Source organism: Cupriavidus sp. TMH.W2, assembly GCF_050847365.1.
GTDB lineage: Bacteria > Pseudomonadota > Gammaproteobacteria > Burkholderiales > Burkholderiaceae > Cupriavidus.
In genome coordinates, this window is the sequence record NZ_CP193792.1 from 1,811,591 (window position 1) to 1,836,454 (window position 24,864).

Here is a 24,864-nt window from a genome sequence, read left to right on the forward strand (position 1 = left end):
GGCCTGTGCGTCAGGTTGATCCGGCGCCTGCGGCCTTGCCGGTCTGGTCGTGCCAGCCGCCGCCCAGCGCCTTGTACAGGTTGACTTCGCTGGTCAACCGCTCGAGCCGCGCCTGGATCAGCAGTTGCTGCGCGCTGTAAAGCGAGCGCTGCGCGTCCAGCACGGCGAGGTAGCTGTCGACACCCGTGCGGTAGCGCCGGTCCGCCAGGCCATAGGCGTCCTGAGCGGCTTCGACGAAGCGGATCTGGGCTTCGAGCTGGCTGGCGTACGTGCCCCGTGCCGCCAGCCCATCGGCCACCTCGCGGAAGGCGGTCTGCACCGTGCGCTCGTACTGGGCGACGTTGACGTCCTTCTGGATGGTGGCGAAGTCCAGGCTGGCCCGCAGGCTGCCAGCGGTGAACAGCGGCAGATTGATCCGCGGCTGGAACAGCCACGTGCCGGAGCCAGCCCCGAACAGGCCCGAAAGCTGGCTGCTGGCGGTGCCTGCCGATGCGGTCAGGCTGATGCTGGGGAAGAAGGCCGCGCGCGCGGCACCGATGTCGGCATTGGCCGAACGCAGCCGGTGCTCGGCGGCGAGCACGTCCGGGCGATTCTGCAGCAGCTCCGAAGGCAGCCCGCCCGGCACATCGGCAAACAGCTTCTGCTCCAGCGGCACGCCGTCGGGCAGGTCCGCCGGCAGGGACGTGCCGAGCAGCAGCACCAGGGCATTCTCGTCCTGTGCCACCAGCCGGGTGTACCGCGCAAGGCTTGCGCGCGCGGTTTCCAGGGCGGTCTGCGCCTGGCGCAGGTCAAGCCGGGATGCGATCCCTTCCTCGTAGCTGCGCCGCGTCAGGCCATAGCTGCGCTCGTAATTGGCCAGCGTTTCCCGGGTAAGCTGCAGCAGCGCTGCATCGGCGCGCTGGGTCAGGTAGGCGCTGGCAACGCTGGCCACCAGCGAGATCTGGGCACTGCGGCGTGCTTCGTCGCTGGCGAAATACTGTTCGAGGGCGGCTTCGCTGAGACTGCGCAGGCGGCCGAACAGGTCGATCTCCCACGCCGTGGTGCCCAGCGATACGCCGTACTGGCTGCTGATCAGCCTCCGCCCTGTGGTGGACAGGTCAGGAGGAATGCGCTGGCGCGAGCCCTGTGCGGCCGCGCCGACGGCGGGAAACAGGTCGGCGCGCTGGATGCGGTACTGGGCCCCGAACGCTTCCACATTGAGGGTGGCCACGCGCAGGTCACGGTTGTTCTGCAGCGCCAGTTCGATGAGACGGCGCAGGCGAGGATCGGCAAAGAAATCGCGCCAGCCCAGATCGGCCGCGGGCACCTGTCCAGCTTCGGCGGCGGCAGCGGCAGGCAGGTAGGCCGGGCCCTGCGGGTAGGCTGCCGCCACCGGCGAGGCCGGCCGCTCGTATCTGGGAATCAGGCTGCAGCCGGCCAGCATGGCCATGACGGCAGCGCAGAGCAAGGTCTTCTTCATTCGAGCGCCCCTTTTTCCAGGGAAGCATCACGCGGCTCCGTCCTGCGCTTGCGCCCGAACAGCGAGGTGACGACGACAAAGAACAGCGGCACCCAGAAGATCGCCAGCACTGTGGCCGTGATCATGCCGCCGATCACGCCGGTGCCGATGGCGTGCTGGCTGCCGGCGCCGGCGCCGGTCGACACGGCCAGCGGAAACACGCCGAGCATGAACGCCATCGAGGTCATCACGATGGGGCGCAGGCGCATGCGGCACGCCTCCACGGCGGCCTCGACCAGGCCCCTGCCGTGTTCGTACTGGCTCTTGGCGAATTCCACGATCAGGATGGCGTTCTTGGCGGACAAGCCGATGGTGGTCAACAGGCCCACCTGGAAGAACACGTCATTGGACAAGCCACGCCCCAGCGTGGCGAGCAATGCGCCGATCACGCCAAGCGGCACCACCAGCATCACCGAGAACGGGATCGACCAGCTCTCGTAAAGCGCGGCCAGGCACAGGAACACCACCAACAGCGACAGCGCATAGAGCGCCGGCGCCTGCGAGCCCGACAGGCGCTCTTCATACGACAGGCCGGTCCAGGCATAACCTACGCCCGGCGGCATCTGCTTCATGATCTCCTCGATCGCCTTCATGGCTTCGCCGGAGCTGCGCCCGGGCGCGGCCTCCCCCAGCATTTCCACCGCGGCCACGCCGTTGTAGCGCTGCAGCTTGGGCGAGCCAAATGCCCACTTGCCATCGGCAAAGGCTGAAAACGGCACCATGTCGCCCTTGTCGTTGCGCACGAACCACTTGTCGACATCGTCCGGATTCATCCGGGAATCCGGACGGCCCTGCACGTAGACGCGCTTGACCCGGCCGCGGTCGATGAAGTCGTTGACGTAGCTGGAACCCCAGGCGATCGACACCGTGCTGTTGATGTCAGCCAGCGAAATGCCAAGTGCGCGCGCTTTCTCATCGTCGATCACCAGCTGGTACTGCGGCTGGTCATTCAGTCCATTGGGGCGCACGCGCTGCAGCACCGGGCTTTTCGCGGCCAGCGCCAGGAACTTGTCGCGCGCGTTCATCAGCGCCACGTGGCCAATGCCGGCCTGGTCCTGCAGGTAGAGGTCAAACCCGGTGGCATTGCCCAGCTCCTGCACCGCGGGCGGGGCGAACGCAAACGACATCGAATCGCGGAAGCTCAGGAACCTGCGCTGGGCGCGCGCGGCCAGGTCGAACACGCCGGTGCTGTCCCCGCTGCGTTCCTCCCATGGCTTGAGCAGGATAAAGGCCAGGCCCGAGTTCTGGCCGCGGCCGGCAAAGTTGAAGCCGTTGACGGTGAACAGCGACTCGACCACGCCGCCCTCTTCCTTCAGCAGGTAATCGCGCATCTGGTCGAGCACCTTCTGCGTGCGCTCGGCGGTGGCGCCGGCCGGCGTCTGCACCTGGGCGTACAGCACGCCCTGGTCTTCCTCCGGCAGGAATGAAGTGGGGATGCGCGTGAACAGGAAGCCCATCGCCACCAGGATGGCCACGTAGATCAGCAGGAAGGGCATGCGGCGCTTCAGGATGCGCGACACGTTGTGTTCGTAGCCCTGGACGGTCGCGTTGAACCTGCGGTTGAACCAGCCGAAGAAGCCGCCCTTGTTTTCGCCATGATCGCCCTTTTCGATGGGCTGGAGCATGGTGGCGCACAGGGCCGGCGTCAGGATCAGCGCGACCAGCACGGACAGCGCCATGGACGAGACGATGGTGATGGAAAACTGCCGGTAGATCACGCCGGTCGAGCCGCCGAAGAACGCCATCGGCAGGAACACCGCCGACAGCACCATGGCAATGCCCACCAGCGCGCCCTGGATCTGGCCCATCGAGCGCCGCGCGGCCTCCCTGGGCCCCAGTCCGTCCTCGGCCATCACGCGCTCGACGTTCTCCACCACGACGATGGCGTCATCCACCAGCAGCCCGATGGCCAACACCATGCCGAACATGGTCAGTGTGTTGATGGTGTAGCCGAATGCCGCCAGTACGCCGAAGGTGCCCAGCAGCACCACCGGCACGGCGATGGTGGGAATCAGGGTAGCGCGCACGTTCTGCAGGAACAGGTACATCACCAGGAACACCAGCGCGATGGCTTCCATCAGCGTCTTCACCACTTCGTGGATGGACCCCGAGATCACCGGCGAGGTGTCATATGGGAAAACCACTTTCATCCCCGGCGGGAAGAAAGGCTCCAGCCCGTCCAGCGTCTTGCGGATAGCGCGCACGGTTTCCAGCGCGTTGGCCCCCGCGGCCAGCCGCACGGCAATGCCCGAGGCCGCCTGGCCGTTGTATTGCGCATTGATGTTGTAGTCCTGCCCGCCCAGGCCCACGTCGGCCACGTCCTTCAGGCGCACCTGGGAGCCGTCGGGGTTGACCTTGAGCAGGATGTTGCCGAACTGCTCGCGGGTCTGCAGCCGGGTCTTGCCGATCACGCTGGCATTGAGCTGCTGGCCCTGCACCGCCGGCAGGCCGCCAAGCTGGCCGGAGGCCACCTGGACGTTCTGCGCCCGGATGGCGTTGCTCACGTCCAGCGGCGTGAGCCGGTAGCTGTTGAGCCGGGCCGGGTCGATCCATACCCGCATGGCATATTGCGAGCCGAACACCTGGAAGTCGCCCACGCCGTAGGTGCGCGACAGCGGATCCTGGACATTCGAGACAATGTAGTTCGACAGGTCTTCCCGCGTCACCTTGGGGTCAGTGGAAATCATGCCCACGATGACCAGGAAGTTGCGCACCGACTTGGTCACGCGGATGCCTTGCTGCTGCACTTCCTGCGGCAGCAGGGGCTGCGCAAGCGCCAGCTTGTTCTGCACCTGCACCTGGGCAATATCCGGATTGGTGCCTTGCTCGAAGGTCACCGTGATCGTCATATTGCCGTCGGCGTTGCTTTCCGAGGAGATGTAGCGCAAGCTGTCCAGGCCGTTGAGCTGCTGCTCGATCACCTGCACCACGGTGTCCTGTACCGTCTCGGCGGAGGCGCCGGGGTAGTTGACCGAGATCGCGATGGTGGGCGGCGCGATGGCCGGATACTGGCTGATGGGCAGCGCGCGGATCGACAGCACGCCGGCCAGCATGATGACCAGGGCGATCACCCACGCGAAGATGGGCCGGTCGATAAAGAAATTGGACATGGCTGCTCCCTTGTCCCGGCAGTGCGCTCAGGGCTTGGCCGCGGTCGTGGCGGATGGGGCTGACGCGGCGGCCGCCGGCGCACCGGCACCCTTCCCGGCCTGGGCTACGCGCACCTTGGCTCCGGGCCGCACGAACTGCAGGCCCTCCACGATGACGCGGTCGCCGGCGCCGAGGCCGTCGGCAACCAGCCACTTGTCCCCAACGGCGCGGTCGGTGCGGATCTGGCGCAGCTCCACCTCGTCCCTGGCATTGACCACCAGCGCCGTGGCCTGGCCCTTGAGGTCGCGCGTCACCCCCTGCTGCGGCACGAGCAGCGCATCGGTCTTCACGCCCTCACGCAGGCGGGCATGGACGAACATGCCCGGCATCAGCTCATGGCGCGGGTTGGGAAACACCGCGCGCAGCGTCACCGAGCCGGTGCCCTGGTCCACGGCCACTTCCGAGAACTCCAGGCGGCCGGCTTCGGGATAGCGGGTACCGTCTTCGAGCACCAGGCTGACCTGGGCCGCGTTGGGGCCGGCATTCTGCAGCGCACCGTTGGCCAGCTCGCGCCGCAGCCGCAGCAGGGACGATGAGGGCTGGGTCACGTCGACGTAGATCGGGTCAAGCTGCTGCACCACGGACAGCGCGGTAGCCTGGCCATTGGTGACCAGCGCACCTTCCGTCACATTCGAGCGCCCGATGCGCCCAGAGATCGGCGACAGCACCCTGGTATAGCGCAGGTTGATGTCGGCGCGGTCGACAGCGGCCTGCGCCTGCAGCCAGGCGGCCCTGGCCTCGTCATACTGCTGCTTGCTGACCGCCTCGTCGCCGACCAGGCGCCCGTAGCGCTCTGCCAGCAGGCGGGTGGATTCCAGCGTCGCCCGGGCACTCTTGTAGGCGGCCTCGTAGGTGGACGGATCGATCTGGTAGAGCTGCTGGCCCTGCGTGACGTCGCTGCCCTCCTTGAACAGGCGGCGCAGGATGATGCCATCCACCTGCGGCCTGACTTCGGCAATGCGGAACGCCGTGGTGCGGCCCGGCAGCTCGGTATCCAGCGTCAGTGGCTCGGTCTTGAGCGTGACCACGCTCACTTGCGGCGGCGGCGGAGCCGCGGCCTCTTTCTTGTTACCGCATCCGGCAAGCATTGACGTGGCGATGGCCAGCGTGACCGGAACCCAGGCGCTACTGCCGCGTGATCGTTGCATTGCGATGTCCTGCGTAGGTATCAAGCCGATTCAGAATGTCGCCGGCAATCCGGTAGACCTGAGCCAGAGCGGAGCAGGCCGAGGTGACACAAGCGCCATGCCTGCCATTGCGCCAGTTGCAGACGTAACTGAGAGAGTCTATCCCGCCACGAAAAAATGGATCGGCCGATAATCGGCCGCGCATATTTCAGAAACTTACATCGCGATCACCGCACCCCCGGCGCCCCGGGCTATTGCGGAAACAGCGCCATCTGCCCGGTCAGCAGCGTCTCGAAACCGTCCTCCAGGAATGGCAGGATCGCATCCGCAATCGGCTGGAGCTGCTTTGTCACGTAGTGGTTATAGTCGATCGGCGCCGACCGCGCCTCGAGCGGCTCCGGCCCCGCCATGGTCATCACGTAACTGATCCAGCCGCCCTGCTGGTACTGGCGCGGCCGCCCGTGACGCTCGTTATAGGCATCGGCGATGCGGGCAGCCCGCACGTGCGGCGGCACGTTGCGCTGGTAGTCATCAAGCTTGCGCCGCAGCCGCTTGCGATAGACCAGTTGCTCGTCGAGTTCGCCGGCCAGGGTGCGGCGCACGATATCCCGCACATAATCCGCATACGGCTCGCGGTTGAAGATCTTTTCGTAGAGGGTCTGCTGGAACCGCTGGGCCAGCGGCGACCAGTCCGTGCGCACTGTCTCAAGGCCCTTGAACACCATCTCGACCTTCCCGTCAGGCCGTTCCACCTGCCCGGCATAGCGCTTCTTGCTGCCAAGGTCCGTGCCGCGGATGGTCGGCATCAGGAAGCGCCGGAAGTGCGTTTCGAACTGGAGTTCGAGCGCGCTGTCCAGGCCATGGGTCTGCCAGAGGTGGTCGCGCCACCAGTCGTTGACGCAGGCGACGAGGCTGCGGCCGATCTGGCTGGCATCGGCCTGCGTCCTGGCGCGGCGCAGCCAGACGAAGGTGGAATCCGTGTCGCCATAGATCACCTCGTAGCCGCGGGCCTCGATCAGCGCCCGGGTCTGCCGCATGATCTCGTGCCCGCGCATGGTGATCGACGACGCCAGCCGCGCATCGAAGAACCGGCAGCCGCTGGACCCGAGCACGCCGTAGAACGCGTTCATGATGATCTTGAGCGCCTGCGAGAGCGGCTTGTTCCGGTCGCGCTTGGCGGCCTCGCGGCCCTGCCAGACCCTGGCGACGATCGCCGGCAGGCAGTGCTTCGTCCGGGAAAACCGCGCACCGCGGAAGCCGGGTACCGAATCGGCATCGTCCGGATGCGCCAGTCCCTCGACCAGGCCGACCGGGTCGATCAGGAAGGTGCGGATGATCGACGGGTAGAGGCTCTTGTAGTCCAGCACCAGCACCGATTCGTACAGCCCCGGCCGCGAGTCCATGACGAAGCCGCCAGGGCTGGCCTCGGGTGCCTTCTCGCCGAGGTTGGGCGCGACATAGCCCTGCCGGTGCATCAGCGGCATGTAGAGATGCGTGAAGGCGGCGACCGAGCCGCCGCTGCGGTCGGCTGGCAGGCCCGTGACCGTGGCGCGCTCCAGCAGGAATGGCAACAGCTCCGTCTGCTCAAAGATCCGCGTCACCAGCTCGCAATCGCGCAGGTTATAGCGCGCCAGCGCCGGCTTGTCCTGTTCGAACATGCGGTCGATGGCGTCCATGCGGTCGTATGGGTCATCGATCGCCTTGCCTTCTGCGAGCAGCGTCTGCGCGACCGATTCGAGGCTGAACGACGGGAAGCTCCACGTGGCCGAACGCAGCGCCTCGATGCCGTCGATGATCAGCCGGCCCGCCGCGCTGGCGAAATAATGCTGCTGGGCGTTGTGCTCGCGCCATTCCATTTCGGCACCGTCCCGCCCCAGGCGCAGCGGAACCTGGAACTTGCGTGCATGTTCGTGCAGCACGCGCAGGTCGAACTGGACCAGGCTCCAGCCAATGATGGCGTCAGGGTCGTGCTCGGACAGCCACAGGTTCAGCTTCTCCAGCAACTCGGGCCGTGTTGCGCAGTATTCGAGCGAGAAATCGACGTCGGCGGGCATCTGCGGCGCCGGGCCCAGCATGTAGACCTGGCGCTGACCACAGCCCTCGAGCGCAATCGAATAGAGGTCGCCGAACGCGTTCGTTTCGATATCGAGCGAGACCAGGCGCAGCGAGGGACGGTAGTCCACCGACGGCTTCATCTGGGCATTGCGCAGCACGCCGCCGGCATCCGGCTCACCGTCGAACCAGACCGGGGCGGTGATGAAGCGCTCCATCAGGTAGCGCTCGGGCGGGCGGATATCGGCCTCGTAGACATCCACGCCGGCATCGCGCAAGGAGCGGCTGAGCTGGATCAGTTGCCGATGCTGCTGGCAGTACAGGCCCAGTACGGGCCTGCGCTGGAAATCCTGGAGCCTGAGCGGGCGCAGTTCGACATCGCGCTCGCGGCACAGCAGCGCCTCGGCGCGTTCACGCTGTGCCTCGGGGATAAACGCCACGGACGGCTGACAGGACAGGCGCAGCCGGCGCGGCCCGTCCTCGGTCGCCAGCCAGACCTCGACCTCGGTGCCGGCCGGGGTATCGCGCCAATGTCGGGTCAGGATAAAACCCTGCTGGAGTGCCACGCTATAAACCTTGGAGAACCGCTTCTCGCCGATTTTAGCGGAGCCGGGGGTAACCGGGCGCGCCGTTGCAGCGTGCCCGGACTCCTGGTGCTTACTCGACCGCGATACCCTTGTCGCGGATCACCTTGCCCCACTTGGCATAGTCCTGCTGCATGCGCTGGGCCATCTGCGCCGGCGGCTGGAAGTTGGCAATGGCGCCGGCCTTCAGCAGCTTGTCCTGGACCTCCTTGTCGGCCAGGATCTTGCCGACCTCGCCAGAGACGCGGTCCACCACTTCCTTGGGCGTGCCCGGGGGCGCCAGCAGGCCGCCCCAGGACACGGCGTCGTAGCCCTTGAAGCCTTGCTCGGCAATGGTCTTGACGTCGGGCAGCATGCTGACGCGCTGCGGCGAACCGACCGCGATGGCGCGCAGCTTGCCCGCCTGGATATGCGGCAGCGCGGCGACGAGGTCAGCGTACATGATCGGGACCTGGCCACCGAGGGTGTCGCTGATGGCCGGCACGCCGCCCTTGTAGGGCACGTGCTGCATCTCGAAGCCGCCCATCTGCTTGAGCAGCTCCATGCTCAGGTGACCGAAGCTGCCCGCGCCGGAGCTGGTGTAGTTGAGCTTGCCCGGCTGGGCCTTGGCCTGTGCGATCAGCTTGGGCAGGTCGGTCACGTTGGGCAGCAGCGTCGGGTTGACCACCACCACGATCGGCAGGTCGTAAACGGTGGCGACGGGCGTGAAGTCCCTGGTCGTGTCGTATCCCGCCTTCTTGTACAGGTGCGGCGCCAGCAGCGTGGGCGTGGCCAGCATCATCAGCGTGTAGCCGTCGGGCGCGCTCTTGGCCACCTGGGCGGCCGCAATGGAACCCGACGCACCGGCGCGGTTCTCCACCACCACCGGCTGCCTGAGGCGCTCGCCCAGCTTCTGGCCGACGATGCGCGATGCCGTATCCGTGGGCCCGCCCGGCGGGAACGGCACGACGAGCTTGATCGGCTTGCTCGGCCAGGCTTGCGCGAAAGCGCTGCCGGCCAGCAGCGGCGCCGCGGCAAGGGCCAGGATGGCACGACGCCGGGAGTGGACGATACGGGTGAAATTTCGAATGCGCACGATTGTTGTTCCAGGTTGATTCTGTACAAGGGACCTCAAGCCCCCCTTGCCGGGCGGAATTGCGCGGACGTGCGTCCGCGCGGCGCGAAGGCGCAGGCTTGCTACGGTGCCTCGGGCAGTGTCAGCACGCCGCTGGCCTGCAGTGCCCGCAGCTGGTCATCGCTCATCTGCAGCAGGCTCTGCAGCACCGCCCGCGTGCCCTCGCCCAGCGTAGGCGGCGCGTTGCGGATCGGCAGGCGCTGGCCATCCAGGCGGTAAGGCGGCGCGAACACGTGCGTGGTGCCCGCCACGGGATGCGGCATCTCGCGCAGCAGGCCGCCCGCGCGGGTCCGCTCGCTGGTCAGGGCCTCATGCAGTCCCGCCACCTTGCCGCAGGGAATGCCGCAGGCCGACATGCGCTCCAGCAGCAGGTCGCGCGCAAAGCTGCCGATCAGGCCCGTGAGCAGCGGGGTCAGCGTCTCGCGGTTTTTGGCGCGCTCCACATTGGTGGCATAGCGCGGGTCCTCGACGATGTCCGCGCGCTCGATGACCTGGCGGCAGAACTTGTCGAACTGGCTGTTGTTGCCCACGGCGATGATCAGCGGGCCATCAGCGGCCTCGAACATGCCATAGGGAACGATGGACGGATGGGCATTGCCATAGCGCGCGGGATCGCGCCCGAGCAGCATGGCATCCAGGCCGTAATAGCCGGTCACCATCAGCCCGCAGTCGTACAGCGCCATCTCGATCAGCTGGCCCTTGCCCTTGCGCTCGCGGCGGAACAAGGCCGCCAGCACCGCCTGCGCGGCATACATGCCGGTCATCAGGTCCACCACCGCCACGCCGAACTTCAGCGGCGGCGTGTCGGCTTCGCCGTTGAGCGCCATCAGCCCGGCCTCGCCCTGGATCACCAGGTCGTAGCCGGGACGCTTGGCCTCGGGGCCGCTGCTGTTGTAGCCGGAAACCGCGCAGTAGATCAGGTCGGGCTTGATGGCCTTGAGCTGTTCGTAGCCGAGGCCCAGCTTCTCGGCGCCGCCGGTCTTGAAATTGTGGATGACCACATCGAACTGCGGCAGCAGGTCGTGGACAATCCGCAAGCCTTCCTTGCTCTGCAGATCCAGCGTGATGGACCGCTTGTTGCGGTTCATGCTGTTGTAGTAAGTCGTCTCGGTCTTGCCGATACGCATGCCCCAGTCGCGCGTGTCGTCGCCGCGGCCGGGGTGTTCCACCTTGACCACTTCCGCGCCAAAATCGGCCAGGACCTGGCCGCACAGCGGCCCCGCAAACACACGCGACAGGTCGAGCACGCGCACGCCCTCAAGCGGGAAGTCGGTACCTTGGGATGGGTCGGGCGTCTGCATTGTTTGTCTCCATGGGCTGTTTCGAGGAACGAGCCGTCTCTGAACAATCGGGCGTGGGCGGGTCCCAGCGCAGTCAACCCAGCATTCTTGCTTGGAAAAATGCGCTATACAATCCCAGGCAATATTGACAAAATGTTCAATAAAATTTGACAATGTGGTGCGTTGCGCCCAGGCCAATGTACAGGCCACGCTCCATCAACCTCAGGATCGGTGTCAGCCCAGCCGTGCCGCCTCAATCGCGGCGATGTCGATCTTCCGCATCGTCATCATCGCGTCGAAGGCGCGCTTGGCCGCCGCGCGGTCCGGGTCGCTGATCGCCGCGGTAAGGGCGCGCGGGGTGATCTGCCATGACAATCCCCACCGGTCCTTGCACCAGCCGCATGCGCTTTCCTGGCCGCCATTGCCGACGATCGCATTCCACAAGCGGTCGGTTTCGGCCTGGTCGTCGGTCGCGATCTGAAACGAGAAGGCTTCGTTGTGCTTGAAATGGGGGCCGCCATTCAGGCCGAGGCAGGGAATGCCGACGACGGTGAACTCGACCGTCAGGACGTCGCCCTGCTTGCCGTGGGGATAGTCGCCAGGTGCGCGAAAAACTGCGCTGACAGCGCTGTCCGGGAATGTTTCGGCATAGAAGTTTGCGGCGTCAAGGGCATCGCGGTCGTACCACAAACAGATGGTGTTCTTGCTTTGCATTTCGTGCCTCCTGGAGAGTTGAGCACCTGGAATCCGCCACCGGCACAACAACGCCAATCGTCCACCTCGCGCGCCCCTGGCAGGTCGGATGAGGTGCCGTTGTCGGGACTCCAATGTCTCACACTCTGGTGGCCGAGGCCATGAAGCCGATGATCCAGCGTTTCTCAATCGGGCGGATACGCCGCCCGGGGTCCCTGTCATACGGACTTCAAGGCGGCTCGCATACAGGAAACAAGGTAGTTGACGCACGTGCGGCGCGCAAAACTGCGCGCCGCACGTAGCTCCTGAACGGGATTGCCACGACGCCGTGGCCGCCATCAATGGCCCGCTGCCTCCACTGCCCCGATCCCTGTTTCGGAGCGCAGCTCCTGCGCTTCAAAGCCAGCCTTGTCCACGCGCGCCCTGGCCGACTTGTCGGTGATCGAGACCAGCCAGATGCCGAGGAAGCCGATCGTCATCGAAAACAATGCCGGGGACGTATAGGGGAACGGCGCGCTCTTGAAGTGGAACACGTCGACCCAGACCGCCTGCGACAGGATGGTGAGAATCACCGCCGACAACAGCCCCAGGAACCCGCCTATGGTCGCGCCGCGCGTGGTGCAGCCCTTCCATAGCACCGACATGAACAGCACCGGGAAGTTGGCCGAGGCTGCAACGGCGAAGGCAAGCGACACCATGAACGCAATGTTCTGCTTCTCGAAGACGATGCCGAGCACCACTGCGACCAGGCCGAGGACGACGGTCGTGATCCGCGATACCCGCAGTTCGTCGCGGCTGCTTGCATTGCCATGCTTGAACACCGTGGCATAGAGATCGTGCGAGACGGCCGATGCGCCGGCAAGCGTCAGGCCGGCGACGACGGCCAGGATGGTTGCAAACGCCACCGCCGAGATAAAGCCGAGAAATACATTGCCGCCGACCGCACTGGCAAGATGCACCGCCGCCATATTGACGCCGCCAAGCAGCTTGCCGCTCCCGTCCTGGAAGCTCGCGTTCGTTCCTACCAGCACGATCGCGCCGAAGCCGATGATAAAGGTCAGGATGTAGAAGTAGCCGATCCAGGTGGTCGCCCAGAACACCGACTTGCGCGCCTCCTTGGCGTTGGGCACGGTGAAGAAGCGCATCAGGATGTGCGGCAGGCCCGCCGTGCCGAACATCAGTGCGATGCCAAACGAGATGGCCGAGATCGGGTCCTTGATGAAGTTGCCGGGACTCATGATGGAGTCCTTCTTGGCGTGCACCTCGACGGCTTTCGCAAACAGGGCCTCAGGGCTGAAGTGGAACTGGGCCAGCACCATGAAGGCCATGAACGACGCTCCGCCCAGCAGCAGGCAGGCCTTGATGATCTGTACCCACGTGGTTGCGGTCATGCCGCCGAACAGGACGTACACCATCATGAGCGTGCCGACGATGACCACCGCGATCCAGTACTCCAGCCCGAACAGCAGCTTGATCAGTTGCCCGGCACCCACCATCTGCGCAATCAGGTAAAAGGCAACCACCACGAGCGTGCCCGACGCCGCAAACGCGCGCATCGGCCCCTGTTTGAAGCGGTATGCCGCAACGTCGGCGAACGTGAACCGGCCAAGGTTGCGCAGCCGCTCCGCCATCAGGAAGGTGACGATCGGCCAGCCGACCAGAAAGCCAATGGAATAGATCAGCCCGTCATAACCATTGGTGAAGACTGCCGCCGAAATGCCGAGAAACGACGCCGCCGACATGTAGTCGCCGGCAATCGCCAGGCCGTTCTGGAAGCCGGTGATGCCGCCTCCGCCCGTGTAAAAGGCCGCAGCCGACTTGGTCTTCGATGCCGCCCACTTGGTAATGAACAGCGTGCCAATGACAAACACGACGAACATCCCGATTGCGGTCCAGTTGGTCGGCTGCCGCACCGCCTGCCCAAGGTCTCCACCGGCCGCGAGCGAGGCCCCTGACAGAAGCAGCGCCGCGCAGGCAACGATTGCGTGATTCGCTTTCATGCCACCTCCCGCTTGATCTGCTCGGTCAGCTTGTCGTACGAGTCGTTGGCATGGCGTACATAGAAACCGGTGATGGCGATGGTAAAAGCGATCACAAACAGGCCGATCGGCATGCCCCACGTCATCACGCCACTTCCCAGCTTCGTGGCAAGCAGTTCCTTGTCGAAGGCAATCAGCAGGACATAGCCGTAGTAGATAACAAGCATGATCGCGGTCAGCGACCATCCAAGCCTTGAGCGCTTGCGGACAAGCTCGTGATATCGGGGATTTGCCTTCAGTCTTGCGACCAGATCTTCATTCATCTCTGTCTCCTGCCGTTCATGTCCTGGCGTTGCCGGATGCAGCCGGTGCGTTGCCCGACGCGATCGTTGTCCCGCAAGCGCTCTGCGGCGACAGGCGAATGTGCGTGGGCGTCATCCGAAGTCCGTGCTGACAAGGTAAACGGCGCCCCTTACCCACGACTTACACGGTGAATTGAATCGCGCCGGGGTAAACGCGCAGGCCGTGCATGTGAAGGACGGATTCGCCGCCCGTTCGGCCGGGCCCAACGCTTCTCTCCGGGTGTTGGCCACCCCCCGTCTGTTTGCGCCGATCCTGCGCTTTTCGGTGCACTCCACGTGCCGTTGTCCCATGGCACGGCCAGTGCGTAGTGAAAGACGAACGCGCCACCCGCCGTTCGCCCGTCCACCACGACGCAAGGAGATGCACATGTCTACGCTGACCATCAGCAACCTGCCACAGGTGCGCGAACTGGACCACGCCGCCAGGGCCGCCCTGGCTGGCGGCAAGGGCTATATGGATTACGAGCCGCTGACCATCCTGAATCCCGACCCTGGCCTCCCGCCGGGACTGGCACGGCTGCTACGCGAGCTTCCGGGGCTTGCAGGGGGCTACCGGCCACCTGCCTTGTACGGCCCGCCGTTTTCGCCTGAGTCGCCCAAGGTAGTGCCACTCTGACCAGAAAGAGTCCCTGTCGCGAAAGCTATCGCTCTCTCAGGAAAGCCAGCCATGAACACCAGGCACGTCTACGCCTTCGGCGTAATCGCCGCCGCGCTCGCCGCGGCGTTCCTCATCAGTGAGACCAGCACGTTTGAAGGCAGTCCTGAAACGGGACCGCTCGGCGCATTCAGGCACAGCGCCTGCCGGCACTCATGCTACCGGGCGGCGCTGGCACGCTTGCACGCATGAACCTCCCCGGGGCGTTAGCGGGTGGCGACCTCTATTCGTGACCTTTCACTGCCCGCTTCGTCGCGTGATAGCCGTGCCTGGTTGCGTCAGCCACGGTGTGGCCGGCCTCCTTCGCACCACGGCCTACCGCGTGCGCGGCATCGCGCACGGCATGCCCGGTCTTCTTCCCTGCTGTCTTGACGCCATCTTTGAAGGCCCGGGCATCCGTGGCCAGGCTCGCATGCGCCAACGAACTGACGGCGGCAAGCACGAATGCCATGATCGAGATTTTCGTCTTTGTCATTTTCAACTTCACTTCACATGGGGGCACAGGAAAACCGATCGCAAGGGCATCACCACGATCCTCTTCCCCCCGCAATCCGAACACTCGAGTGTCAACTCGATCGATGCGCCTATTCTAGCGAAGCGTAGGGTGACACGCGGCATGGCAGATTTCTGCGAACCCGTGATCACCCCATTCAGCTCGTCTGCTGTGGCAGCGTCCCGCCGGGCGACAGGCTCCCTGCCAAGTTCATTTGCCAGGAGTGCTCCATGGCTATCATGCTGCTCGAGCTCGACGACCGATGGTACCGGCTGAAATTCGCCTGGTCCGATGAACCAGTCCCGTGCATGCTTGTAAACTTGCCCGGACTTCTTACGACTGAGCCTTCCCTGCACGCTACATCACGGTAGACGAGTAGTCCCAAGCGTTAGAATTGGAGCTCGACCTTGCTTGGCAATAGCTATGTCCTCTTCTAAGAAGCTCGACCTTCCTGCTCCCGACGCTCGCCAAACGCATCTCGCAAACTGCAGGAACCTGAAGATGGCGCGCTCTGCCCACGCCTATGTACGCGGTAACACGAAAAAATTTTATGAGTGGCTGCAAGACAAGCAGCCACATACGCTTCCGGAAGGGCCAGCAATTTGGATCTGCGGAGACTGTCACCTGGGAAATTTGGGCCCTGTGGCAAACATGCAAGGAGGTGTAGAGATTGACATCCGGGACCTCGACCAGACCGTCATAGGCAATCCGGCTCACGACATCATCCGACTAGCGCTTTCGCTGGCAACCGCGGCGCGGGGGTCCGATTTGCCCGGCATCATCACTGCGCGCATGATGGAGAATCTAATCGTTGGCTATCAGAGCGCATTCAATAATCCAGATACGGTTGCGGGAATCATTTCGCGCAGGCCGGCGGCAGTGCGGACGGTAATGCGCCAGGCCTTGGGCAGAGAATGGAGGGACCTCGCCAATGAGCGCCTCAAAGACACTACACCGACAATCCCTCTAGGAAAGCGGTTTTGGCCCCTTTCGAGCGAAGAAAAGGCGGCAATCCATTCGCTCTTTGAACGCCGAGAGATTTCCCACCTGGCGACCCTGCTGACTTCCCGCGACGAGGGGGTACATGTGAACATCGTCGACGCTGCTTACTGGGTCAAGGGATGTAGCTCACTCGGACGCCTCCGCTTCGCAGTCTTGCTTGAGGTGGGCGGCGACAATGCCTCGGCACCAGGGCTTTGTCTGGTTGATATCAAAGAGGCAATCAAGGCCGCAGCACCGAGATACCCTAAACCCGCGATGCCGAGAGGGAATGGCGAACGCGTTTTGGAAGGCGCGAGACATCTTTCACCATCATTGGGCGACAGAATGTTGCCCGCACAGATTTTGGGCAAATCGGTTTTCCTTCGCGAGCTGCTACCACAAGACCTAAAGCTCGAAATTGAATCCCTTACGCAGGATGAAGCCGGACGAGTAGCCATGTTCCTGGGTGAGGTGGTTGGTCGGGCCCACGCAAGACAGATGGATATCGAAACCCAGCGTTTGTGGCTCACCGAGTTGGCTGCAAACCGCTCCAAGAAACTCGATGCGCCATCCTGGCTTTGGTCGAGCGTTGTTGATTTGATTGCAGGCCACGAAGTGGGTTACTTGGAGCACTGCCGGAAATTTGCGCTCGGAGCGGCGTAGTAGCCATAAGCCATACAGGCAGCCATCAGGCCAGCGTTGCCTGCGTTTTGCGGGGATCTCGGAACGGGGGCCCAACTCTCTGGAATTGCGCCGGGTGCAGGTCGGGCCACCCGTCATTGACGGCGTGATCCCGGTCGGCACCTGGCATCACGGATGGGGGACGCGTCGAGTGGGTGTCAAGCGTGCACCAGGTATCGAACATGTCCTTGGAAGTGCTTACTATTGATGTTTCCGAAATTCACGACAACGCTTCTTGCTTGTCGTTCCCGCGCAGGCGGGAACCCAGTGACTTCAAAGACGCTGGATTCCCGCCTGCGCGGGAATGACTGTGGTTGTTTTTGCACTGTCGCGAATTAGGGAAAGCTCGATAAGCCGACCTCGAGTTCGAACCCAAGCTACTCGGTAACGCGATGTATGCTATCTCCCAATGCCCCAAGACGAGCATAGCGCGTGGTAGCGGGGTGCGGCGGGTATTCATGGACTGAAGGAACATGGGCCGATTATCGCAGGCGTTGCTTGAATATCACGAACGCAGCAAGCATCGTGTCGACAGCTATGCCCCTGGTCCCCCAGGACTCGACTGGGCAACCCAGCCAGACCCGTTCCGGGTGTTTCACGGCACACCGCGGATTGCTCTGCCGCTCGCCGCGGACACCCTGGCCCCACGCTACAACGAGCTGCGCTCCGGCACGCTTCCGCCCGCGCAGGGATTCAGTCTTCGTACCCTGGCAGTCCTGTTCGAACTCTCACTCGGCCTGTCGGCGTGGAAATCCTACGGCGCCCAGCGGTGGGCACTGCGCTGCAACCCATCGAGTGGGAATCTGCATCCGACCGAGGGCTATCTTCTGTGTCCAGCGCTGCCTGGCTTGTCTGGCGGGGTCTACCATTACCTGAGCCGCGACCACGTGCTTGAACATCGCGCTGCAGTGGATGATCCGCGATGGACCGAGACATTTTCGGACGGTGGTGTCCTGGTCGGGCTCAGCTCGATCCACTGGCGCGAGGCGTGGAAGTACGGAATGCGTGCCTGGCGCTACTGCCAGCATGACTGCGGGCATGCCATCGCCGCAGTAAGTTACGCGGCGGCGGCCCTCGGCTGGCAGACGCGGCTGGTGGAGACGGCTGCGGACGATGCGTTAGCCGCATTGCTTGGATTGAACCGCAGCGAGGATTTCGGAGCAGCCGAACCAGAGGTACCGGATGTCCTGCTTTGGATCGGCAATCCTGACGCACCGCCTGAACCAGAGCGCCTGTGGGCGGCTTTGGATAAGGCACACTGGCACGGATTCGCGAATCAGCTAAGCGCGGGACATGAGACGTGGCCGGATATCGATTCGATCCATCGCACCACGCACAAGTCTCGTACGCGCGAGCCGACCTCGCCAAGTCCGGAGCCGCGCCTGTGGTCTGCGACGCCCGCCCTCGATCTGAGCTTTGCCCAGATCGCCCGGCAGCGCCGCAGCGCTACGAGTTTCGATGGGACGACGCACATCACCACTGCGGCCTTTTTCACCATGATGGCGTGCCTGTTGGTACGTCGCGACACGGCACCGTGGAATGCCCTGCTGTCCCCTGTCGCGGTGCATCCGGCGCTATTGGTGCACCGCGTGGACGGGCTGGAGCCGGGCCTGTATTTGCTAGTGAGGGACCCTGGAGCGCTGCCAGGCCTCAAGCAGGCTATGCGCCCGGAATGGCTGTGGCAAAGGACTGGGCCGGACCATCTGCCCCTCTATTTGCTGCTGCCTTACGATCTGCGCGCGGTGGCAAAGTTGATCTGCTGTCACCAGGATATTGCCGCCGATTCGTGCTTTGCGCTGGGGATGCTCGCGAACTTCAAGATCGCCCTGAAGGAACCCTGGCGTTATCGCCATCTTTTCTGGGAATGCGGCATGGTCGGCCAGGCGCTATATCTTGAAGCCGAAGCTGCCGGAGCGCGCGCAACGGGGATTGGCTGCTTTTTCGATGATGAAATGCACGCGATGCTCGGAATCAAGGACCACGCTTGGCAAAGCCTGTATCACTTTACCGTCGGCGGCGCCATGATTGATCAGCGCCTGTCGGCATCTGCACAGCATCAGGAGTAATGCACCGGCACGAAGCAGGTCAGTCAATCTCGCCGAAAACAGCCGTTCAGTATTCGTGCTCAGGCCGGCAGCCCTGATCCCCAATGCGCGCCGGCCGGTCGGCCGGAGCGCAGCCCGCTTTGCACCAACCTTTGGCCGGCGCCGGACTTGTCCGTCGCCCGCCCTCCTGGGTCTCCTGTCTCCCTGCTGAACGTTGACCGCACACGTATCGGGGCGCAACGAGTTCGCTCAATAGGGCCTGTCCCCGATGATCGCGGCGCGATCCATCTTGCGCGGCGCCGGCCAGTAGTCCATCACTGCATAATGCTGCGTGGCCCGGTTGTCCCAGACTGCCACACTGTTCGGCCGCCAGCGAAAGCGAACCTGGAACTCGGGGATCGCAGCCTGGCTCAGCAGGTAGTTCAGCAGCAGGCTCGCGCCAGGGTTCTTGTCCTGGCCGTAGCGCACGTTTGCGACGGTGTGGTAGTTCACGAAATGCGTGGTGAAGCTGCCGACGTAAAGAATCTTCTCGCCGGTCTCCGGGGGGGTGCGCACCACCGGATGCTCAACCTGCGGATTGGCCGTGGCAAGCCGCTCGCGCTCTTCGGGCGCCATGGCCGCGCCGAACGAATGTTCGATGCTGCTCTTCGCGCGCAAGCCGGCAATGCGCTGCTTGACCTCTTCCGACAAGCGCCGGTAGGCCTCGACCATGTTCACCCAGATGGTATCGCCGCCCTCCTTCGGGCACTCGACGCAGCGCAGCACCGCCCCCATCGGCGGATTCGGCCGCCACAGTCCGTCGGTGTGGTAGTTGTTCTCATAAGGCTGCTTTTCGTCGGACCGATAAATCTGCACCAGCCCCGGATGCTCGGGGTCGCTGCCCACCACCGGATGGTCTTCCAGTTCGCCGAAGCGGCGCGCAAAGGCTACGTGCTCGGCACGGGTCAAGTCCTGGTCGCGGAAGAACAGCACCCGGTGCTGCAGCAGCAAGGCCTTGATCTAAACGACACGTCTTCGGTCGTCGCCGCGGCCTATGCCTGGAACGCCACCGCGGGTGAATATGCCACCATCGTCAAGCTGACGCGCGCGATGATGATCGTACCGGTGGTCGTGGTGATCGCGATGCTGTACCGGCGCGAACGCGCGAACGGCTCGATCCGCCGCAGCGTGCCCTGGTTCATCGTCATGTTCGTGGCCGCCTCCGCCACCAACCGATGGCTGCCTGCCCCGCTCAACGACGCGGTGCGGCTGGTCGCGCCGCTGCTGATCGTCGGCGCGCTCACGGCAATCGGGCTGAGCACGGATATCGCGCGGCTCAGGCGCGCCGGATGGCGGCCGCTGCTGCTGGGCCTGCTGTTCTGGGTGAGCGTCGCCGCCAGCAGCCTGCTGATGCAGAAGCTGACCGGCGCGCTATAGCGGGCGCGGCCGCCGCTCAGGCGGCCTTGGCCGATGCGCCGCGGCCCGACGCGGTGCTCTTGCCTTTCGGCTCCGCGCGAGGCAGCGCGCGAATGGCGGCATCGCGGGAGCTTTCAATGCGCTTGCGCGCGGTCTGCAGGACCGCGTCGATGTCGCGCTTGGCCACGGCGCGCTGCAACGCGCGCCAGGTCTTGACTGAATTCTCGAGCAAACCAGGATTGGACGCGAGCCCGAGCCGCACATAGCGCAGGGTCCGCAGCGAGAGCGAATTGAGCAGATCGCCGACCAGCCCGTTGCTCGACAGGTCCGCCATCGCCATGTTCGCCAGGAACGTCACGCTGGTATAGGCATCCACGGCGGAATCCTCCAACGCCTTGGTGACCTGCGGCATGAATGCTTCGAACAGGGCATCGAGCGCCTCGGGGCGCTCTTCCATCAGCTGCCGCAGCAGGATGGCGAACATCGCGTCGCGTACCACGTAGATATCCCGCAGGTCCTGCGCATTCGGCTCCGTGACAATGGCGCCGCGGCGCGCGCGGAATTCGATCAGCCGTTCGCGCTCCAGGATGCGAAGGGCCTCCCGCACGGGGGCACGGCTGACCTCCAGGACGTCGCTGATGTCCTTCTCCAGCAGGCGCTGGCCGGCGTGGATCACGTCGATCGCGATCAGGCCCGCCAGCCGCACCGCGATCTGCTCGGCCACCGATGCCGACCAGTCGCGGCCATGCATAAGCGCCTGCTCGACCGCCAGCGTGACCGGATTCTGCGGCGACTGCTGCGTCAGTAGAGCCTGCAGTTCAGGCGTATTGGTAGTCTTGAGTCTGCCCATGAACGGGGTCCTTCCGAGGGTTGCGAACAGGTCTGGCGCCGGCGCCACGGGGCGCTGCCGTGCGGTGAGCGCGGCCCCCAAGATCTTACCTCACGTTGCGCACCGGGCTGGCCGACACATGGCGCATAGGGTCCGTCCGCGGGGCGCGGATCCGGCATGGCGTGGTCTTGATGGCGTTCGGGCGACGTCGGCGGTCGTGGAGCAGAGCGTCGCCAGCGGATCGTCGGGGCTGGCGACGCCAGGCTGGGGACTATCAGGTGGTTCGCTGCGCAGTTCGGCAAGGCGCCGACGTGCTGGCGGCAGGACCCCGGCCGACGCCGCCCTGCCCGCCCTTTGTGCTTTGCACACCCGGCTCACTCGTCGGCTGCGGGTGCCTCGCCCTGTTGCAGGTAGTGGCGCACGATCTTGCCATCGCTGTCCCACGCCATCAGGTCGGTCAGCAGCATCGCCGTGGTCGCGTAGCTCAGGAACCCGGCAAGCCAGGAGTATCCGTGACAGACAGTCCGGCCCAGGCGGCGACGGAAACTGGCACCCTCCCCGGCACGCTGATGGTCTTTCATGCTGTTACCTCCCTGCCTGGCTATTGGCGCGGGAGCTGCGCCACATTGGCCAGCCGCTCCCACTTGGCGTACTCCGCACGCATGTACGAAGCAAAGGCTTCCGGGCTGCTGCTGGCGATCGCTTGCTGGTCCTGTCGACGCATCGCGTCCCTGAAGTCAGCCGAATTGACTGCGCGCTCCGTCGCGGTGAACAGCTTCTGCATGACCGGCTTCGGCGTGCCCGCCGGCGCCCAGATGCCCAGCCAGCTCTCCTGGACAAAGTCCTCGTCCTTGAAGATCTCATACAACGTGGGCACGTCCGGCAGTTGCTGCAGCCGTTCGCGCGACGATACCGCCAGCGCCCGAAGGCGCCCGGATTCGACATAGGGGCTCACCGCCGGTGCGATAAAGCAGGCGAAATGCGGCGTCCTGTCACCTAGCTGCGGCAGCATGTCGGTCACCGAGCGAAGCGGTATGTGCACCGTCTTCACCCCCTCCTTGGTGGAAAGGGTCGCACCAAGCAGATGTGCCGCGGTCCCTACGCCTCCGGAGTAATAGTTCAGTGCCCCGGGATTGCCCTTTGCCCAGCGCACCAGATCGGCAACCGACTGGACCGGGGCCTGCGTACTGACGGTGACTATCGCAGCAGACCGGTAAGTGAGCGAGACCGGCGCAAAGTCCTTCAACGGATCGAAGGCCACCGACGGCTGTGCCACCTTGCCGATCAGCTGCGCCACCGAGCCAAGGAAGATGGTGTAGCCATCAGGTGCCGCATGTGCCGCCGCGACCGCGCCGACGGTGCCGCCAGCGCCTGGCTTGTTCTCCACCACGATGGCCTGGCCAAGCGCCGGCGTCAGGTTCCGCGCCAGTATCCGAGCCGCGGTATCGATGCTGCTACCGGCCGGGAATGGCACGATCAGTCGGACCGGGCGCTCGGGATAGGTATTTGCACTGGCCTGCGCTGCAGCCGCGCCGAACCAGATGGCGCATAGCGCGGCGAGGCATTTTCTCGCGTCGAACATGGCTGGGGTCTCCTTGGTGTACGGCGTGCTCGGCGCTGCTCGCTGGCAACGCTCACAGCCGGCGCGACGTATCGTCCATGGTACACACTTTTATTCTTGTCGACACTATTTGTTTGGCCGTCGCTCCGGTCTTCACCGTGCTTCGTCGACATTAATAATTTACCGATGCTAAACTTGCCTCGCACTTGTTGTCACCAACCAAGGGAATGCCATGACTGCATCGAAAGCCATTTATCTCGATCCACCGGCCGGCCTCGATCGCATGGTGGTCGGGGAAGCCGCGGCCGCGGCTCCCAGACAAGGCGAGATTACCGTCGGTATTCGCGCAAGCTCGCTGAATTACCATGATTACGCCGTGGTTTCCGGCCGTCGGGGATTGAAAGACAGGCGCATTCCAATGGCTGACGGCGCTGGGGAAGTCACAGCCGTCGGCGCGGGCGTGGAGGAATTTGCCGTTGGCGACCGTGTCGTCAGCACCTTCTTCCCGACCTGGCTGGACGGAGAACCTCGCGTGTGCGATTTCGCCACGGTCCCCGGGGATGGCGTCGACGGCTTTGCGCGGGAAACCATAACGCTCCCTGCAAGCCACTTCACGCCCGCCCCGCACGGATACAGCCATGCCGAGGCCGCGACGCTGACCACGGCCGGGCTGACGGCATGGCGAGCACTGTTTGTCGACGGCGCCTTGAAGGCCGGCGAAACCGTGCTGGTTCTGGGCACCGGCGGCGTATCGGTCTTCGCCCTGCAATTCGCCAAGGCAGCCGGCGCGCGCGTGATCGCCACCTCGTCCTCGAACGAGAAACTTGCCAGGCTGCGGCAGCTTGGCGCCGATTGCCTGATCAACTATCGCTCGACGGCGCAGTGGGGCGAGGCGGTGCGCGAGATGACAAGCGGCGCCGGGGTCGACCATGTTATCGAGGTCGGCGGAGCGGCAACGCTCGATCAATCGATGACGGCAGCCCGTGTCGGTGGACATATCGCCGTGATCGGCTCACTGGGAAACCCGACCGCGCCGGTCACCGTTACCCAGTTGCTGCGCAAGCATCTGCGACTGACAGGCCTGCTGGTCGGGAGCCGCCAACACCAGCTTGACATGGTACGAGCCCTGAACGCCACTGGCATCCACCCGGTGATTGACCGGCACTTTCCGCTGGAAGCGATCGCTGACGCCTTTCGCTACCAGGCATCGAATCAGCACATCGGCAAGATCGTGCTGGATATCTGATTGCCGGTTTCTCCCGGACTGGCTGGCCGGCGCCCGCTTGTCGCGCGGCGGCTGGCACCAGCGGTACGCTGACCGCCGGCAGTGATCGCAGCGCCGCTGACATTGCCGCGATCACCTGACGGCCGGCATCCGCTCAGGCGGCGATCCGGACCAGCTGCTTGCCGAAGTTGCGGCCGGTGAGCATCCGGATAAAGGCTGCGGGGGCGTTGCCCAGCCCTTCCACGATATCCTCCTTGAAACGCAGCTTGCCGTCCCGGTGCCAGGCGGACAGATCCGCCAGTGCGGTCGGCCAGTAGTCGCGGTGATCAGCGATCACGAACGCATAGGTCGTGACGCGATGCATCAACAGCTGCCGCATCCCCTTCAGACCGTAGGGCTCCCTGGCGTTGTACTGGCTGATGTTGCCGCACAGGGCGATGCGGGCGTGATCGTTGATCCGCTGCAGCACCGCATCCATGACGGGACCGCCGACGTTCTCGAACAGGACGTCCACGTAGTCAGGCGTGGCCGCGGCGAGTTGCGCCTCAAAATCCGGCGCGCGATAGTCGACGCAGGCATCGAAGCCCAGCTCCTCGACCACGTAGCGGCACTTTTCCGGGCCGCCGGCGATGCCCACCACGCGGCAGCCTTTGAGCCTGGCGATCTGGCCGGCGATGCCGCCGACGGCGCCCGAAGCCGCGGTCACGACCACCGTCTCGCCCGGCTTGGGCTGGCCCAGCTTGACGATGCCGTAGTGGGCGGTCACGCCGGTCATGCCCAGCACGCTCAACGCCGCCGACGGCTGCTTCATGCCCGGATCGAGCACGCGCACCGTTGCCTTGGTCACCACGCCGTGCGATTGCCAGCCAAGCAGCGCCGCAACCAGGGTGCCCGGCGGCAGCCCAGGATCGCGGCTTTGCACGACTTCCCCAACGGTACCGCCGGGCATCAGTTCGCCTGGCTTGAGCGGCTCGGCGTAGGACCGCAGCGGATCCATGCGCGGGCGCATGTACGGGTCCAGCGACAGGACCAGGTTGCGCACCAGCGCTTGCCCCTCCTGGAGTGTCGGCAGCGGTGCCCGCACGACGGAGAAATCGTCCTCCGAAACCATCCCGGCGGGATGGCGTTTCATCACGATCTGCGTATTGAGGTCCGTCATC

The 24,864-nt window shown here is 64.6% G+C and carries 20 protein-coding genes and 1 pseudogene; 6 read left to right on the top strand and 15 right to left on the bottom strand.

Annotated features, from left to right (window positions below; genetic code table 11):
• Positions 1 to 10 precede the first annotated feature (10 nt).
• The 9 genes from adeC to ACREYQ_RS08355 form a co-directional block, all read right to left on the bottom strand.
• Positions 11 to 1,459, bottom strand: coding sequence for an AdeC/AdeK/OprM family multidrug efflux complex outer membrane factor (adeC, locus tag ACREYQ_RS08315; protein ID WP_432260249.1), 1,449 nt, complete (start codon positions 1,457 to 1,459; stop codon positions 11 to 13).
• Positions 1,456 to 4,608 (bottom strand): efflux RND transporter permease subunit, encoded by a 3,153-nt coding sequence (locus tag ACREYQ_RS08320; protein ID WP_432260250.1) that lies wholly within the window; start codon positions 4,606 to 4,608, stop codon positions 1,456 to 1,458. The genes adeC and ACREYQ_RS08320 overlap by 4 nt, the downstream gene beginning before the upstream one ends.
• Before the next feature lie 27 nt (positions 4,609 to 4,635).
• The gene (locus tag ACREYQ_RS08325) at positions 4,636 to 5,796 is read right to left on the bottom strand and encodes an efflux RND transporter periplasmic adaptor subunit (protein ID WP_432260251.1); all 1,161 of its coding nucleotides are present in this window, start codon (positions 5,794 to 5,796) and stop codon (positions 4,636 to 4,638) included.
• Positions 5,797 to 6,026: 230 nt separating this feature from the next.
• Positions 6,027 to 8,393: a DNA polymerase II gene (locus tag ACREYQ_RS08330; protein ID WP_432260252.1), complete on the bottom strand. Its 2,367-nt coding sequence runs from the start codon at positions 8,391 to 8,393 to the stop codon at positions 6,027 to 6,029.
• Positions 8,394 to 8,484: 91 nt separating this feature from the next.
• On the bottom strand, positions 8,485 to 9,462 hold the full coding sequence (locus ACREYQ_RS08335; RefSeq protein WP_432260383.1) for a Bug family tripartite tricarboxylate transporter substrate binding protein: 978 nt from the start codon (positions 9,460 to 9,462) through the stop codon (positions 8,485 to 8,487).
• Positions 9,463 to 9,587: 125 nt separating this feature from the next.
• Positions 9,588 to 10,826, bottom strand: a complete 1,239-nt coding sequence (locus ACREYQ_RS08340) for a CaiB/BaiF CoA transferase family protein (protein ID WP_432260253.1) — start codon at positions 10,824 to 10,826, stop codon at positions 9,588 to 9,590.
• A gap of 213 nt (positions 10,827 to 11,039) precedes the next feature.
• On the bottom strand, positions 11,040 to 11,519 hold the full coding sequence (locus ACREYQ_RS08345) for a VOC family protein (protein WP_432260254.1): 480 nt from the start codon (positions 11,517 to 11,519) through the stop codon (positions 11,040 to 11,042).
• A 317-nt stretch (positions 11,520 to 11,836) separates the two neighbouring features.
• Positions 11,837 to 13,498, bottom strand: a complete 1,662-nt coding sequence (locus ACREYQ_RS08350) for a cation acetate symporter (protein ID WP_432260255.1) — start codon at positions 13,496 to 13,498, stop codon at positions 11,837 to 11,839.
• On the bottom strand, positions 13,495 to 13,800 hold the full coding sequence (locus tag ACREYQ_RS08355) for a DUF485 domain-containing protein (protein ID WP_432260256.1): 306 nt from the start codon (positions 13,798 to 13,800) through the stop codon (positions 13,495 to 13,497). Before ACREYQ_RS08355 ends, ACREYQ_RS08350 begins: the two co-directional genes overlap by 4 nt.
• A gap of 406 nt (positions 13,801 to 14,206) precedes the next feature.
• Here ACREYQ_RS08355 and ACREYQ_RS08360 point away from each other — a divergent pair, with 406 nt between their 5' ends.
• On the top strand, positions 14,207 to 14,455 hold the full coding sequence (locus ACREYQ_RS08360; RefSeq protein WP_432260257.1) for a hypothetical protein: 249 nt from the start codon (positions 14,207 to 14,209) through the stop codon (positions 14,453 to 14,455).
• Positions 14,456 to 14,506: 51 nt separating this feature from the next.
• Positions 14,507 to 14,686, top strand: a complete 180-nt coding sequence (locus ACREYQ_RS08365; protein WP_432260258.1) for a hypothetical protein — start codon at positions 14,507 to 14,509, stop codon at positions 14,684 to 14,686.
• 31 nt (positions 14,687 to 14,717) lie between these two features.
• Here the strand turns inward: ACREYQ_RS08365 and ACREYQ_RS08370 are convergent, their stop codons facing one another.
• Positions 14,718 to 14,969: a hypothetical protein gene (locus tag ACREYQ_RS08370; protein WP_432260259.1), complete on the bottom strand. Its 252-nt coding sequence runs from the start codon at positions 14,967 to 14,969 to the stop codon at positions 14,718 to 14,720.
• Positions 14,970 to 15,410: 441 nt separating this feature from the next.
• On the opposite strand from ACREYQ_RS08370, the gene ACREYQ_RS08375 reads away from it, so the two are divergent.
• A complete protein-coding gene (locus ACREYQ_RS08375) occupies positions 15,411 to 16,631 on the top strand; it encodes a DUF2252 domain-containing protein (protein WP_432260260.1) in 1,221 nt (406 codons plus the stop codon).
• 491 nt (positions 16,632 to 17,122) lie between these two features.
• The gene (locus ACREYQ_RS08380; RefSeq protein WP_432260261.1) at positions 17,123 to 18,715 is read left to right on the top strand and encodes a SagB/ThcOx family dehydrogenase; all 1,593 of its coding nucleotides are present in this window, start codon (positions 17,123 to 17,125) and stop codon (positions 18,713 to 18,715) included.
• Positions 18,716 to 18,943: 228 nt separating this feature from the next.
• Here the strand turns inward: ACREYQ_RS08380 and ACREYQ_RS08385 are convergent.
• Positions 18,944 to 19,693, bottom strand: a pseudogene (locus ACREYQ_RS08385) (TauD/TfdA dioxygenase family protein); the annotation flags it as partial.
• Here ACREYQ_RS08385 and ACREYQ_RS08390 point away from each other — a divergent pair.
• Positions 19,586 to 20,110: a putative sulfate exporter family transporter gene (locus ACREYQ_RS08390; protein WP_432260262.1), complete on the top strand. Its 525-nt coding sequence runs from the start codon at positions 19,586 to 19,588 to the stop codon at positions 20,108 to 20,110. The pseudogene ACREYQ_RS08385 and the gene ACREYQ_RS08390 overlap by 108 nt on opposite strands.
• 16 nt (positions 20,111 to 20,126) lie before the next feature.
• On the opposite strand, the gene ACREYQ_RS08395 is transcribed toward ACREYQ_RS08390, so the two are convergent.
• The 3 genes from ACREYQ_RS08395 to ACREYQ_RS08405 form a co-directional block, all read right to left on the bottom strand.
• Positions 20,127 to 20,939 (bottom strand): GntR family transcriptional regulator, encoded by an 813-nt coding sequence (locus ACREYQ_RS08395; RefSeq protein WP_432260263.1) that lies wholly within the window; start codon positions 20,937 to 20,939, stop codon positions 20,127 to 20,129.
• A gap of 353 nt (positions 20,940 to 21,292) precedes the next feature.
• Positions 21,293 to 21,499, bottom strand: a complete 207-nt coding sequence (locus tag ACREYQ_RS08400) for a hypothetical protein (RefSeq protein ID WP_432260264.1) — start codon at positions 21,497 to 21,499, stop codon at positions 21,293 to 21,295.
• Positions 21,500 to 21,519: 20 nt separating this feature from the next.
• On the bottom strand, positions 21,520 to 22,500 hold the full coding sequence (locus tag ACREYQ_RS08405) for a Bug family tripartite tricarboxylate transporter substrate binding protein (RefSeq protein WP_432260265.1): 981 nt from the start codon (positions 22,498 to 22,500) through the stop codon (positions 21,520 to 21,522).
• Positions 22,501 to 22,711: 211 nt separating this feature from the next.
• Between ACREYQ_RS08405 and ACREYQ_RS08410 the strand changes: the two genes are divergently transcribed.
• Positions 22,712 to 23,725: a zinc-dependent alcohol dehydrogenase family protein gene (locus ACREYQ_RS08410; protein ID WP_432260266.1), complete on the top strand. Its 1,014-nt coding sequence runs from the start codon at positions 22,712 to 22,714 to the stop codon at positions 23,723 to 23,725.
• A 133-nt stretch (positions 23,726 to 23,858) separates the two neighbouring features.
• Here the strand turns inward: ACREYQ_RS08410 and ACREYQ_RS08415 are convergent, their stop codons facing one another.
• On the bottom strand, positions 23,859 to 24,863 hold the full coding sequence (locus tag ACREYQ_RS08415) for an NADP-dependent oxidoreductase (RefSeq protein WP_432260267.1): 1,005 nt from the start codon (positions 24,861 to 24,863) through the stop codon (positions 23,859 to 23,861).
• Position 24,864 lies beyond the last annotated feature (1 nt).